The organism is Candidatus Sysuiplasma jiujiangense (assembly GCA_019721075.1).
GTDB lineage: Archaea > Thermoplasmatota > Thermoplasmata > Sysuiplasmatales > Sysuiplasmataceae > Sysuiplasma > Sysuiplasma jiujiangense.
The window spans coordinates 136095-149258 of record JAHEAD010000002.1 but is presented as its reverse complement, the minus strand read 5'-3'; the positions used below and the strand labels follow the sequence as shown (position 1 = coordinate 149258).

At 53.0% G+C, this 13164-nt stretch carries 13 protein-coding genes and 1 tRNA gene; 8 read left to right on the top strand and 6 right to left on the bottom strand.

Features of this window, described 5'->3' with window-relative positions:
- Nucleotides 1–6: 6 nt before the first annotated feature.
- The 4 genes from KIS29_02410 to KIS29_02395 all read right to left on the bottom strand — a co-directional run bounded on the left by KIS29_02410 (nucleotide 7) and on the right by KIS29_02395 (nucleotide 3736).
- Nucleotides 7–1221: a (Fe-S)-binding protein gene (locus KIS29_02410; protein ID MBX8639176.1), complete on the bottom strand. Its 1215-nt coding sequence runs from the start codon at nucleotides 1219–1221 to the stop codon at nucleotides 7–9.
- The gene (locus KIS29_02405) at nucleotides 1218–2609 is read right to left on the bottom strand and encodes an FAD-binding protein (protein MBX8639175.1); all 1392 of its coding nucleotides are present in this window, start codon (nucleotides 2607–2609) and stop codon (nucleotides 1218–1220) included. Before KIS29_02405 ends, KIS29_02410 begins: the two co-directional genes overlap by 4 nt.
- Before the next feature lie 195 nt (nucleotides 2610–2804).
- Nucleotides 2805–2902 (bottom strand) — tRNA-Met (locus tag KIS29_02400).
- A 36-nt stretch (nucleotides 2903–2938) separates the two neighbouring features.
- Nucleotides 2939–3736: a 30S ribosomal protein S3ae gene (locus KIS29_02395; protein MBX8639174.1), complete on the bottom strand. Its 798-nt coding sequence runs from the start codon at nucleotides 3734–3736 to the stop codon at nucleotides 2939–2941.
- Nucleotides 3737–3978: 242 nt separating this feature from the next.
- On the opposite strand from KIS29_02395, the gene lipA reads away from it, so the two are divergent.
- The 8 genes from lipA to KIS29_02355 are packed head-to-tail and all read left to right on the top strand — an operon-like array spanning nucleotide 3979 to nucleotide 11313.
- A complete protein-coding gene (gene lipA / locus KIS29_02390; GenBank protein MBX8639173.1) occupies nucleotides 3979–4872 on the top strand; it encodes a lipoyl synthase in 894 nt (297 codons plus the stop codon).
- 54 nt (nucleotides 4873–4926) lie between these two features.
- A complete protein-coding gene (gene pdhA / locus KIS29_02385) occupies nucleotides 4927–6045 on the top strand; it encodes a pyruvate dehydrogenase (acetyl-transferring) E1 component subunit alpha (GenBank protein ID MBX8639172.1) in 1119 nt (372 codons plus the stop codon).
- A gap of 2 nt (nucleotides 6046–6047) precedes the next feature.
- Entirely contained in the window at nucleotides 6048–7022 is a 975-nt protein-coding gene (locus KIS29_02380) for an alpha-ketoacid dehydrogenase subunit beta (protein MBX8639171.1), read from the top strand.
- Nucleotides 7023–7031: 9 nt separating this feature from the next.
- Nucleotides 7032–8243, top strand: coding sequence for a 2-oxo acid dehydrogenase subunit E2 (locus tag KIS29_02375; GenBank protein MBX8639170.1), 1212 nt, complete (start codon nucleotides 7032–7034; stop codon nucleotides 8241–8243).
- Nucleotides 8243–9634, top strand: a complete 1392-nt coding sequence (gene lpdA / locus KIS29_02370; GenBank protein ID MBX8639169.1) for a dihydrolipoyl dehydrogenase — start codon at nucleotides 8243–8245, stop codon at nucleotides 9632–9634. The genes KIS29_02375 and lpdA overlap by 1 nt, the downstream gene beginning before the upstream one ends.
- A gap of 5 nt (nucleotides 9635–9639) precedes the next feature.
- The gene (gene lipB / locus KIS29_02365) at nucleotides 9640–10356 is read left to right on the top strand and encodes a lipoyl(octanoyl) transferase LipB (GenBank protein ID MBX8639168.1); all 717 of its coding nucleotides are present in this window, start codon (nucleotides 9640–9642) and stop codon (nucleotides 10354–10356) included.
- 43 nt (nucleotides 10357–10399) lie between these two features.
- A complete protein-coding gene (locus tag KIS29_02360; GenBank protein ID MBX8639167.1) occupies nucleotides 10400–10873 on the top strand; it encodes a pyruvoyl-dependent arginine decarboxylase in 474 nt (157 codons plus the stop codon).
- An 11-nt stretch (nucleotides 10874–10884) separates the two neighbouring features.
- Nucleotides 10885–11313, top strand: coding sequence for a hypothetical protein (locus KIS29_02355; GenBank protein MBX8639166.1), 429 nt, complete (start codon nucleotides 10885–10887; stop codon nucleotides 11311–11313).
- A gap of 33 nt (nucleotides 11314–11346) precedes the next feature.
- Here the strand turns inward: KIS29_02355 and KIS29_02350 are convergent, their stop codons facing one another.
- The gene (locus KIS29_02350) at nucleotides 11347–12051 is read right to left on the bottom strand and encodes a hypothetical protein (GenBank protein ID MBX8639165.1); all 705 of its coding nucleotides are present in this window, start codon (nucleotides 12049–12051) and stop codon (nucleotides 11347–11349) included.
- A 6-nt stretch (nucleotides 12052–12057) separates the two neighbouring features.
- Entirely contained in the window at nucleotides 12058–13140 is a 1083-nt protein-coding gene (dinB, locus tag KIS29_02345) for a DNA polymerase IV (protein ID MBX8639164.1), read from the bottom strand.
- Nucleotides 13141–13164: the final 24 nt, after the last annotated feature.

The window sequence follows — 13164 nt, the reverse complement described above, 5'->3', positions numbered from 1 at the left end:
CTGTTTTCAAACACGGGTTGACTCTGCCAGAACGGATGCAATGTCCATGACCTTCCCGCTCCTTCGGAGAGTTATGTTGCACACGGGACACGCAGTCACTGTCACATCCGCCCCGGTCATTTCGAGCTGCTCACTCCTCCTGCGCGACACGCGGTCTGCAATGCCTGGGAAGAGAAGCTCATCAGGTCCGCCGCAGCAGTAGGTGCTCCTGCCGCTCTTGGCAGGCATCGACGTAACCGTGCACTTTGCAAGCATATCGGATGGGAGGGAAAAATCTGCAAACCTGCGCGAGAGATGGCATGGCTCGTGAAAAGTAACCCTGCGCCCGGTCATCTTCAGCTTCGAACTGTCAAGCAGCTCAAGGTAATGCGAAACATCAAAGTCGAATCCCGGCACCCTTCCCGGAATGACATTCCTGAAGAGGTCGTATGTGTGCGGATCCACCGTGATTATTTTCCTGACACCCTTTGACCTGAAAAAATCAGCCAGCCAGGCAGAGTATTCGTCGAAAGAATCAGTGAAACCTAGATCATTCAGGAGCGTCCCGGGATATGGTTCCTCATCGAACAGGTAGCAGAAATCGACTCCGGAATTCTTCAGCAGCAGCGCGATATCCCTCAGGCTTGAATTCATGGCGGCGGCCACTTCACGATCCCTGAAGAGCCTTGAGATGTGCGCCGCTGCCGGAAATCTCAGTGCAAGGGATGCGGTGAAGTTGGGACCGGGAAATTTCCTGTGAAGGAATCTGGAAAGTTTCGGTACGTATGCCATCAGCTGATACATCTGTCCAGTGTACAGCAGGGTGGACCCGCTGTTCCGTATGCCCATATCCCTTGCCCAGTCGCAGATTCTCCGCCCTGCGGGAATTATTGACCTGTACCGCATGATCATTCGTTCAATCATTCTTGCAAGCGGAGGAGCGCTGCTCCTGCCGATGATCTCCCTGGAATAATGGGAAATGAGTCCTGCATTAACGCCGGCAGGGCAGACCTGGTAGCACGCATAGCAGTCAAGACAGGAATAGAATGAATCGGCGAAGATGGACACATCCCGGTTTCCGGCATGGTTCTTCAGCAGTTCCTTTGAAAGAATAACCCTCCCTCTTGCCCCCCTGGAGGCGACGTAGCCGGACGCCGGCTCTGTCGGGCAGACAGATTCGCAGAATCCGCAGCCGATGCACCTGCCCGCCTCTTCGGAGAGCTTGTCAGCAGCATCGTTCAAAAGAATACCTTGCCTGGATTCATTATCCCCTTCGGGTCAATAACCGTTTTGATTCTCTTCATGACCTCAATTGTCATTTCCGAATGTCTCCTGGAATATTCAAGCTGCAGTAATTCCCTCTTTTCGATGCCGATGCCGTGCTCCGCCGACACGCTTCCCCCATGTGCTAGCGCAATCTCCGCGAGCTGTCTGTGGAACGAGTTGACTCTGTCCGCCTCCTCCCTGTTGTTCAGATCGACGAATATGTTGGCATGTATGTTCCCGTCTCCAATGTGGCCGAACAGCGCCACATAGATGTTCATCTTCCGCGCGGTCTCAGATATATCCTCCAGAACCTCAGAGAGGGTGGATGGAGGAACAACAATGTCACCAATAAGCACGCTGTCGCCGGGGCTTCTCCTGAGCTTGAGGAGCGAGGAATAGGCCCCCTTTCTGGCCATATAGAGCCTGCGCATCTCCTCCTCATCCTTTGTCTCTATTATGAGTATGGGCGACGACTTTGATAGCGTTCCACGCACTTCAGCCATGTACCTGTCCATTGCCTCAGGCGGTCCCTCGATATCGAGGAGAAGCATATACCTGGCTTCCGGTGGGAAATCGAAATTTATGCCGCGCGCTACAGCTTCGAGCGTCTTCCTGTCAAGGAACTCAGCAACCAGCGGCTGCACTGAACCGTTCCTGATGTCCGCTACCGCCTTCCCGAGAGAGGATATGCCCGTGTAGAAGGCAACAATCCGGGATACTGCTTCCGGTCTTGCGGCTATCTTAAGGTATGCGCCGGTGACGATTCCCAGTGTTCCTTCGCTGCCCACAACGAGCGATGTCAGATCATATCCTATTCGGGATTTTAGCGTCCTGTTGCCGAACTGGACAACCTCGCCGCCTGGCAGCACAACTTCCACACCGAGAATCCAGTCCTTTGTCGTACCGTATCTGAGACACCTGAGACCTCCTGCGTTCGTCGAAATGACGCCGCCTACGGTTGCCGCTATCGAACTGCCAGGATCAGGTGGAAAAAAGTGGTTGTGCCTGGAAAGTGTTTCATTGAGGTCGTCAAGCCGTACGCCGGGCTGACAGGCCGCATACTTGTCGACCGTGCTGACCTCGATTATCTTATCCATTCTCAGCATATCCACCACGACCCCCTTTCCCTTGAGAACGGAGGCGCCCGTAAGCGATGTGCCTCCTCCCCTGGCCACAACAGCTATTCCCCGGTTGTTGCAGTATGCAAGCAGCGATGAAACCTGTTTCGTCGTTGAAGGGAATACAACGGCAAGGGGAATGTCGCCCTCAAAGTGTGATGCGTCTGTAAGGTAGGGAATGAGCTGCTCATTTCCGGAGAGGACACCGTCTGGTAATATATCCCTTAGATCCGCAAGAATATCCATTTTAATCCGCACCGGTAAAGCAATGAGACCTAATAATTCATCGTTTGCCTTTCGACAGCTGTCCGGGTCGCGTGCTGAATGCGCAGGAACTTTTACTCTGATGGAGTGAGTATGCATTCAAGGCTCCGGTATTTCGGCGGTTGTGATTCCACGGATTATTTTTCCTGTGGCTATCGAATGTCGCAACGCCATGAATGCCGGGGACGGGATTTGAACCCGCGGCCTTCGGATATCCCAAGTGGAACATCAAACCCATATGAGTCCGACGCTCCTCCAGTCTGAGCTACCCCGGCTGACGGGAGAATAGCAGGCCGTCATTTAAAAAGACATCACCTGTTCTTTTGTTTCGTGTCCACGATTTCTTCCGGTGCAATCTCTTCCTCTGAAGGCGTCTCCTCCGGTGCTCTTTCTGCGGCAGTCTGTGCAACCTCTTTGCCTTCCGCCGGAATCGCTTCGGGCGTCCCGGCGGTTGTTTCGACTGCAGGTTCAGCCTTCGCAGCAGACTCAAGCGGAGGGGGGACGACGAAACCCTGAGCCGGAAAAGACAGTATTTCGCTTTTCCCGATCTCGACCTTCTTCATTGGAATTATTATCTTTGTGGAATTTGCGATTTCCTTGGACATATCGCCAGAAACAATCGATTTGACAACCTCGGACAGTGTCATCTCCGCAACTTTTCCCTTCACCAGAGCGGTCGTTATGTTGCGTATGGACGTTTCCTGCGATGACTGGATGCGCCTTTCGGTGACAACCATCGGCTTCAGCCTTATCGTAAAACCATCTCTTGTCACTGCGTCAATAACATGCTCCGTCTTTGTTCTCTTGCGCCTTGTAAGTCTCCTCACGTAATCGTTTGTCAGATTGTGCCCGATGAACTGTGTGTGTATTTCATTCCCCTTGACGGCATCTGCCCTGAACCTCAGTTTTATGTGCATCTTCGAAAAATCGCCTGTCAGGTCCTGAACTGTCGCTTCCGTGATTCTCTCCTTCAGTTCATCAGGTGAAATGGCAGGTGTTTCCCCCAGCTCAATGCTGTTGAACATTTCCGGCGCGTAAATTTTGAACCAGGACTTCTCCTTCCACTTGTCCCTGACCTTTCTTGAACTCGATTTCGGTTTATCAGCCATTTGGTTGCACTACCTGTTACTTGGCTCTCAGAAATGTAATCCGTATAAAATGTTTATGTGTTGATGTCTGCGGAGATTTGGCGCTATCCTCATATCCCCTACGACGGTAAAAAATTGATAAGGCAGATAAAATCGGCAGCCGGCTGGTGTTGCATGACAGGCGGGGCAGACCATGACATGCGGTAACCTGCTAGATCGTCGCTGAGATTAAATGTTTAAGCTATTATGTCAATAAGGTATAGATGCCGATGCAGATCGAGAGGAAACCTGACTGGCTGAAAGTCAAGCTCGCCTCCACGGGCAGCTACGCTTCAGTCAAGAAGCAGATTGGAGCACTTCAGCTCCATACGATTTGCCAGGAAGCGAAATGCCCGAATATATTTGAATGCTGGGGATCTGGCACCGCCACAATCCTGCTCATGGGCGACGTGTGCACGAGGGGGTGCAGGTTTTGTGCCGTAAAAAGCGGCAATCCCGGCGGTGTTGTTGATGCGGAAGAGCCCTCAAGAGTCGCTGTGTCCGTGGCGGAAAGCGGATTAAGTTATGTCGTCCTCACTTCCGTCGACAGGGACGATATTCCGGACGGCGGGGCGGCACATATCGCGAACACCGTCGTGGAGATCAAGCGCAGAAGGAGCAACATGCTGGTGGAAGTGCTGATGCCTGATTTCAGGGGCGACAGGCACTCCCTTGACACCGTGATAGAATCGGGTGCGGATGTGCTCGCCCACAACGTGGAAACTGTGAGGCGCCTTACGCCGTCGGTCAGGGACAGGAGGGCGACTTATGACCAGAGCCTGGAAGTGCTCGAATATCTGAAGAAAAAATCGGGAAGAGTGACAAAAACCTCGCTGATGCTCGGCCTCGGCGAAAAAGAGGGCGAGATAATCGAGACGATGCGCGACCTGAGAAATGCCGGAGTGGATGCCATCACCTTCGGACAGTACCTGCGGCCTTCGCCGTGGCACCTGCCCGTCTGCAGCTATGTCGAGCCCGGGCAGTTTGACAGTTATGCAGAAAAAGCGAAGGAAATGGGCTTCTCAATGGTTGCCTCGGGTCCGCTTGTGAGAAGTTCCTACAGGGCTTCAGAGCTATTCCTGAAGGGTCTAGTGGAACAGAGGATGCAGATGATTTGAGTCCATTGTTTAAACGGTTTTGTATGGAGTGCAAAATTGAAAAAGGTGTAACAAATGCAGGCTGCAAAAGTAAGAACCGGAACAGGGAAGGATATGTTCCAGATATTGGACGATGACGGGAATTACGACAGCGAGCTGGAGCCTAACATTTCCAGGGACAGGCTCCTGAAGATGTACAGGGTGATGAAAACCGTCAGGATGTTTGAAAATATATCCATGGGACTCCAGCGGCAGGGAAGAATAGGATTCTATATAGGCGCTGGCGGGCAGGAGGCATGCAGTGTCGGCTCCACAGCCGTGCTCAATGACGACGACTGGATATTCCCGGCATACCGGGAACCAGGCGCACTGCTTCTCAGGGGAGAGACAGTTCTTCAGCTATTCAACCAGCTCTTCGGAAATGCGAACGACTATAACAAAGGGAGGCAGATGCCCAATCACTTCAATTCGCGAATCAGGAACATCGCCACGCCCTCGAGTCCGATCGCGACGCAGATTCCCCATGCGGTCGGCATGGCCATAGCCGCAAGGATCAAGAAGAAAAATGCGATAGCGCTGACCTTTTTCGGAGACGGTGCCACCTCCGAAAACGATTTCCACAGCGGAATGAACTTTGCGGGCGTCTTCAACGCCCCGGTAGTTTTCTTCTGCCAGAACAACGGATATGCAATTTCTCTGCCTACGCGGCGGCAGACGAATGCGGAGACGCTGGCACAGAAGGGTACGGCATACGGTATAAGGAGTGAGCGCATAGACGGAAACGACATTCTGGCTGTCTATTCAGCGACCGGCAGGGCGGTTGAAAGGGCAAGGAACGGGGAGGGGCCAACCCTCATCGAAGCCATAACCTACAGAATAGGGCCGCATTCCTCATCCGACGATCCGACGAAATACAGGGAGAAGAAGGAGGTTGACGAATGGATGAAGAAGGATCCCATCAAGAGGATGAGGGGTTACCTCAAAATCAAGGGATACTGGGACGATGCAAAGGAGCAGCAACTGACTGAAGACATTGACAGCGAAATCAGGGAGGCTGTAAAGAAGGCAGAGAACACGCCCAAGCCGCCGGTCGAATCCGTGTTCGAGAACGTCTACGAAGAAATGCCCTGGCACATCAGGGAGGAAATGGAGGAAACAGTTCACAGGCAAAATGCTTCCGGGAAGGGGGTATGAAGATGACTTCCGAAACGCTGCTCCAGGCCGTCACTGACGCAATGAGGACAGAAATGGACAGGGATGAGGACGTTGTCGTACTCGGCGAGGATGTCGGCAGGGACGGCGGCGTGTTCAGGGCCACCGAGGGTCTGCTGAAGCAGTTTGGGCCCTCGAGGGTAATGGATACGCCTTTGAACGAGTCGGGTATTCTCGGTGTGGCTGCGGGCATGGCGATGTACGGCCTCAGGCCGGTGGCGGAGATACAGTTCATGGATTTCATCTATCCCGGATTTGACCAGATCGTAAGTGAAATCTCGAAGATAAGATACAGATCGGGAGGGACATTCTCGGTGCCGATGGTCATAAGGACACCATACGGGGGAGGAATAAAGGGCGGTCTTTACCACTCGCAGAGCACCGAGGCATTTTTCACCCATCTGCCCGGTCTGAAGGTTGTCACGCCTGCAACGCCATACGATGCAAAAGGACTGCTCATAGCGTCCATCAGGGACCCGGATCCCGTCCTTTTCCTTGAGCCGAAGAAGATATACAGATCGTTCAAGGAGGAGGTGCCTGAAGGCGATTACACCGTGGATATAGGAAAAGCGAAAATTTCCAGGAAGGGGAGTGATGTCACGATTGTATCTTACGGCGCGTCCCTGCACGCTTCGCTCCAGGCGGCGGCCCTAGCCGAGAAGGAGGGGATATCCGTCGAGGTCATAGATCTCAGGACGCTTGTCCCGGTAGATGTGCAGACTGTTGTTGAATCCGTCAGAAGAACAGGCAGACTCATAATAGTGAACGAGGCGACAAAGTTTTCAAGCTTTGCGGCGGAAATTTCCGCGCTCGTTGCGGAAAGGGCCATAGACTCGCTGAGCGCTCCGATTTTCCGTGTTTCAGGCTTCGATACGCCGTTTAACTATACATGGGAGAGCATTTATCTCCCTGATACGGAAAGGATACTCGAATATATCAGAAAGTCAGCAGGTTACTGAAGTGATCAGATGAAAAAGGAATTCAGGTTGCCGGATGTCGGGGAAGGCGTTGCAGAGGGAGAGATCAAAAAGTGGCTCGTGAAGGAAGGAGACAGCGTGAAGGAATTCCAGCCCCTTGCAGAAATTATAACAGACAAGGTCAACGTGGAAATGACATCGCCCTTTACAGGCAGGATCCTCACGCTGAGGGCAGACGAAGGGCAGACAGTCAAGGTCGGAGAGCCGATCCTTGACTTTGAAGTCGAGGGTGGGGCCGAACCTGCCGCTGTATCTCCGCCCGCTGCCGCACCTGCTGCCGGCGTGCTCTCCCACCCCCCTCCAGACAGGGCGGTTGCGCAAGCTCCGCAGGTGAAGGCAACACCCGCAGTCAGGAAGAGAGCGAGAGAACTCGGCGTTGACCTTCTGCGCATTCCTCCCGGCCCTGAGGGCAGAATAACTGCTGAGGATGTCGAGAAATTTGCGGCCGGCACTGCCGCCGCTACGGCTGTCGTGCAGTCTGTTCCGGTACATGCCCAGGAAGCCGGAAGAGAGGAAAGAGTGAAGGTGCATGGCATCAGAAAAAGGATATTCGAGCGGATGGCCGAATCGAAGAGGAACATACCTCATTTCAGCTATGTAGACGAGGCAGATATGACGAACGTTGTGAATGCACGCAACATACTTTCGAAGAGATACGGCGACAGGGTCAAGCTCACGTACCTTCCGTTCATTATCAAGGCAGCTGTGGAGGCGCTTAAAGAATTTCCGGCACTCAATTCATTCTTCGATCAGGATAACAACGAGATCGTGCTCAAGCATTACTACAACATAGGCATTGCAGTGGCAACCGACGAAGGGCTGATTGTGCCAAATATCAAGGATGCCGACAGGAAAAGCGTCGAGCAGCTCGCCAGGGAGGTGGAGGATTTGGCTTCAAGGGCGAGGACAGGGAAGCTTGCACTACCGGAAGTGCAGGGAGGGACATTCACGATAACGAATGTCGGACCCATAGGCGGCCTGTTTTCAGCCCCCGTGATAAACTTCCCCGAAAGCGCAATACTTGCGACACATAAAATACAGCAGAGGCCGGTCGCCAGGAACGGCCAGATAATTCTGAGGGACATGATGTATTTCACCGTAGCCTGCGACCACAGGATAGTGGACGGGGCGGTTGCCGCCATGTTTGGAAACCGCCTCATCGAATATCTTGAGAATCCACTGCTTCTGAAGCTGGAATTCTGATGCCGGAAGACCCAGTGGCCGTCATCGGTGCCGGACCGGCGGGGTACCCCTGCGCAATACGGCTTTCGCAGCTCGGAAAGAAGGTTGCGATTATTGAGAAGGACGAGGTCGGCGGGGAATGCCTGAATTTCGGATGCATTCCCTCGAAGACGATAATACAGGCTGCTGATCTCTGCTACAGGTACAACGCATTTACGGAGAAGGGAATTTTCCTGTCGGGTAAGGGAAGCGTCGACATGGAAAAACTGCAGGAGTTCAAGGAAGGTGTTGTAAGGAGACTGACAAAAGGGGTGCAATCGCTGCTCAATTCATACGGCGCCAGCACTATCAGGGGAAACTGCAGGTTTGTCTCCGGGAATGAGCTGGAAATTGACGGCTACGGCAGGCTGAAATTTTCCAGCGCTGTTATAGCCACCGGTTCGGTCTTTTCGCCGTTGCCCTCGGCACAGTTTGATCATGTGAATATACTCGATGCGCGGGATTTTCTGTCGATCAGGAAAATTCCGGCGTCGCTGCTGGTTGTGGGGGGCGGCTACATCGGAATGGAACTCGGCATTGCGGCCGCAAAGATGGGCTCAAGAGTGACTGTCGTGGAAGTGCTTGACAGTATAATGAGCGGCACAGATACTGAGATTCTAAGGGTCGTCGAGAAAAGGCTTGGTAAACTTGCGATCACGGTATACACCGGATCGGCTGTTCAGTCCGTCTCAAAGACAAAGGAGGGTGTGAGCGTCAGTGTAAGGGATGCCGGCGGAAAGGATCTTACGCTGAAGGCTGAAAAAGTGCTGGTCAGCATAGGAAAGAAATCCTCTGCCGGAAGCTTGGGGCTTGAGCATGCAGGTGTCAAAACAGACGGGAAAGGGTTTGTTCCTGTAGATGAGCAATGCAGAACAAATGCCGCAAACATATATGCAATTGGAGATGTGACGGGTCCGCCTTTCCTGGCTCACAGGGCGACGGCAATGGGCCGGATTGCTGCCGAGGTTATAGCCGGCCTGCCCTCGGCAATGGATCAGAAGGTAATGCCCACGGCCCTATTCACCGATCCTGAAATTTCCAGCACCGGAATGTCCCCCGCGGACGCGGAAAAGGCAGGCATCAGTGCGAGATCTGTCCGCTTCCCGTATGCCGCATCAGGCCGGGCACTCAGTCTTGGGGAAAGCGAAGGGTTCGTGAGGCTTGTGGTCGCAGGGGACGGGACGGTGCTCGGGTGCCAGATTGTCGGCATGGATGCATCTGAACTCATCAGCGAGGTTTCGCTCGCGATCGAGATGGGCGCAACTGCGGAGGATATAGCGATGACGGTGCATCCGCACCCCACACTGCCTGAGATGATAATGGAGGCATCCGAGCTTGCTGGAAAAAAGCCGACAAACATCTACCAGAAGTGAACAGTATGGAGACGGCGCAGTCCGGCACTGAAGATGCGGAGGCATCCTGCGAACGGCCGCTGCAGAGCTGCAACGTTCTGAGGCTGGGCCTGACCGATTACGGCAGATGCCTTGATTTCCAGCGGCTGCTCCTTTCGAGGAGACAGCAGTCGCTGATTTGCGACACGCTGATAGTCACTGAGCACAATCCGGTGATTACCTTCGGCAGAAATTTCAGCGGCCCGCTGCCTTCTCTGCCCGTTCCCGTCTTCTCCATAGAAAGGGGAGGGGAAGGAACCTACCATGCGCCTGGGCAGCTTGTCGCTTATCCTATCATCAACCTGAACGAAAACATGGTAGGTGCGAGAACGCTCGTTAAGAGGATTCAGCAGGCAGCAGTTTTGGCGCTCGAAGCCGCAGGCATAAGAGCCGAGGGGCGGCTGGATCCTGTCGGCGTGTGGGTGGGGGACAGGAAGATAGCCTCCATTGGCATAGCCGTCAAGCGGTGGGTTAGCTTCCACGGCATCGCAATAAATATAAACAACCCGCTTAGCGGTTTCGATCTCATAAGGCCCTGCGGCCTTGACTCGTCCGTCATGACATCGGCAGCCAGGCTGCTGGGCCACGAGGCCGATTTCGGTCTTGTTCGTGAAGCGTTTATACATGGTTTCCTGAAGGAGTTCAATTTTGTGGAACGGACAGCGGATGCGGAGCTGCTGGATGCAATGGGTGAGAAGCTGTAAATTATAAAAAGTGTTAAGAATGAGAAACAGTTCAACGGAGATTATGTTTCCGGTCCCATCGAAATTTTTCGTGACTTCTGGAAAGGCCATCAGCAAGGTTTCGGATCTCAACGCATTCGATCAGGCACTGATACTGGCTGGAATCGGGGAACAGAATCTTGTTTCTGTTTCGTCGGTCCTGCCGGTAGGCATCAGGAAGATACCCAAAAAAGACCTGCCGCGCGGAATGGTCACGCACTGCGTACTCGCGCAGATGAGAGGAGGGGAGGGGGAGACGATTTCAGCAGGTGTGGCGTATGGATTCCGCGCCGATGACCAGGGAGGGTACGTTGCCGAAGGACACATGCATGGAACAAAGAAAAATCTCACCCAGATACTTCAGTGGAAAATGGATGAAATGGCTAAGCTGAGGAGGATCAAGTTCAAGAAAATAACATACGTCACGGAGGAACTTGACATACCTCTGGATCACTATGGTGCGTGTCTTGCGGCAGTTGTTTTCACGCACGACGACTGAGTGTTGTTAAAGTGCTGACAGTTGTAAGCTGCAATGCCTGCCACTTCGCCAGAATATGCGACGCACGCGCTTCATCCACAACATGTTCCCACTGCGGCAGGAGAATAGATGTCCGCAGGGCGTTGAAGCACTACCAGGGGCAGGACAGGAAAAAGGCTTCCGAAACTGTGTTTTCGATAAATTCCGCAGCGTCCCGCAGGTCCGCATCGGGGAAGGAGGGAAAGGAAAGAGCGAAGCTTGAAGAAAAAATTCCTGCAGGTTCCAAGAACCGCGGGCTGAAGGTTGAGAATTTTCTTTCCGGGCACAAAACATTCACGTTCGCGCAACTGGTCCAGTTTCTGGGAATGGATGAGGAGGAGGGCGAAATATTCGTTGAGAAACTGGAACGATCTGGAAGGATACTACGCAAGGGGAAGGGCGCCTATGAATGCGTCTACTGACGCCCGGAGCGCATTGTGCCAGCAGAAACACGATCATATGTACCTCTTTCTTTTACCCGGCGCAGCGACAGACGGCTGCGGAAGGACTCTGCGAACCACATGGAAATAGAATAGCACGGATATGGCTATCCCTGCCGTCGCGAACATGACGGTCAGGAGCGAAGGAGAGAAGCTCAGAACAGGTATGTTAATGAACACGAACAGCGACTGGAAGGCAACTGCAATCAGTATGCCGTAGGGAAGCTTCTCCTGTTCCACTGCCCTGCCGATTACGCAGCCCGTCGAGCCTCCCATCAGTTCCAGGCCGATGCTGTAGACAGCGAGCACTGCCATGCCTGGAAGATCATATCCGCTGTGCGTGAAGAGTTCTGCGTACTCTCCCATGGCAAGCCCGGCAGCGATGGCAGTGCCCAGGGCGAAACCATAGAACCGGCCCGATCCCTTCCTTCTCATTCTCGGAAAATTCAGTATGGTTACGACAATCAGTTCCTCGACAACGGTGAAGAGTATTGCGTAAATAAAACCCAGGCTCGAGAAAATTAGTTCCACAAAGAAGATACCAGCTCCGACTATGATCCCTACGGCCACAAAACCGAATATCCACCTGTCGTCGAAATAGACTGTCTGTGATTTCGGCCAGGTGTATCCGGAAAGCGAATAGTAGAGAAGAAGGAGCGCAGGTGCAAAGGCAAGAACGGCAACCGTTGGAAACAGAAATTGAATCATGTGCCAGCCCATTCCTGCTCATGCAAAATCGGAAAGAGATTTCTGGCCTCTTCCTTCGGAAAGGTTGGAAATTTTCACGCCGAGCCTGCGCAGCTTTCCATCATGCTCGGAGAGGAAATCATCTACTAGTTCCGGAAGCAGTCTTGCACAGAGGTTGAAATCGTCTACGAAGTCCGGGAGGCTCCTGTTCTTTGTCCTTGTAGAGAGATCCTCCATTATTCCAATGAACGACACGGTTTTGAATTTCACTTTGTCTGCTCTCGCGGACTGAACAACGTTTTCCATTAACTTCATTGCATTATCGGCAATCACATTTCTGTCCCTTGTATCCTCTTTTAAAGTAATTATTCTCCCGTATTGTTCCCTCTTGCGCTCCTTTACAGGCTCATCGTCGATGCCCCTTGACGCGTTGAACAGGTAGCTGCCCATGCTTGTCCCGAACTCCTTCTTCAGCTCACCGATGTCCGCTTCCCTCAGTTCCGCCACCGTCCTGATTCCCATTTCATTGAGCTTGGCACCGGTAACCCTGCCTACGCCGAAGAGCTTTCCCACCTCCATGTTTCCGAGAAAATCCATTGCGGCGTCCGCGCTGATTGATGTCAGCCCGTCGGGTTTATTCACCCCAGCTGCAATCTTCGACAGGAGTTTGTTCGGACCGATGCCGACAGAGCAGGTGAGTCCTTCTGAGGACAGTATTCCTTTTTTGATTTCCCTTGCCTTCTCTTCCGCCTCGCCATTCCCTGATACAATGCCAGTGAAATCGAGATATGCCTCATCAACACTTGCCTGCTCCATTGCAGGCGAAAAAGACCTCAGAAATCCCATGATACGTTCAGACACGGTATCGTAATAATCCAGATCCGCGCTCAGAAACATCGCACCCTGCTGTGCTATCCTCTTCGCCTGTATTATCGGTATGCCGGATCTGATTCCGAGTTTTCTTGCGGCATAATTTGATGTGGAGACCGCTCCGCTGTCCTCGCTTCTTCCCGAATAAATGCACACAACAACCGGCTTCCCCCTGATATCGGGTCTGCGCACCTCTTCGCACTGCGCGTAAAAATAGTCCAGATCAATGTGCATTATGATTCTCTGCGGCACATTACAGCCATAGCTTACCACATA

Coding starts and splice junctions, on each gene's coding strand:
- KIS29_02405 (MBX8639175.1), bottom strand. CDS start 2,609: ATGGATATTCTTGCGGATCTAAGGGATATATTACCAGACGGTGTCCTC.
- KIS29_02395 (MBX8639174.1), bottom strand. CDS start 3,736: ATGGCTGATAAACCGAAATCGAGTTCAAGAAAGGTCAGGGACAAGTGG.
- lipA (MBX8639173.1), top strand. CDS start 3,979: ATGCCGATGCAGATCGAGAGGAAACCTGACTGGCTGAAAGTCAAGCTC.
- pdhA (MBX8639172.1), top strand. CDS start 4,927: ATGCAGGCTGCAAAAGTAAGAACCGGAACAGGGAAGGATATGTTCCAG.
- KIS29_02380 (MBX8639171.1), top strand. CDS start 6,048: ATGACTTCCGAAACGCTGCTCCAGGCCGTCACTGACGCAATGAGGACA.
- KIS29_02375 (MBX8639170.1), top strand. CDS start 7,032: ATGAAAAAGGAATTCAGGTTGCCGGATGTCGGGGAAGGCGTTGCAGAG.
- lpdA (MBX8639169.1), top strand. CDS start 8,243: ATGCCGGAAGACCCAGTGGCCGTCATCGGTGCCGGACCGGCGGGGTAC.
- lipB (MBX8639168.1), top strand. CDS start 9,640: ATGGAGACGGCGCAGTCCGGCACTGAAGATGCGGAGGCATCCTGCGAA.
- KIS29_02360 (MBX8639167.1), top strand. CDS start 10,400: ATGTTTCCGGTCCCATCGAAATTTTTCGTGACTTCTGGAAAGGCCATC.
- KIS29_02350 (MBX8639165.1), bottom strand. CDS start 12,051: ATGGGCTGGCACATGATTCAATTTCTGTTTCCAACGGTTGCCGTTCTT.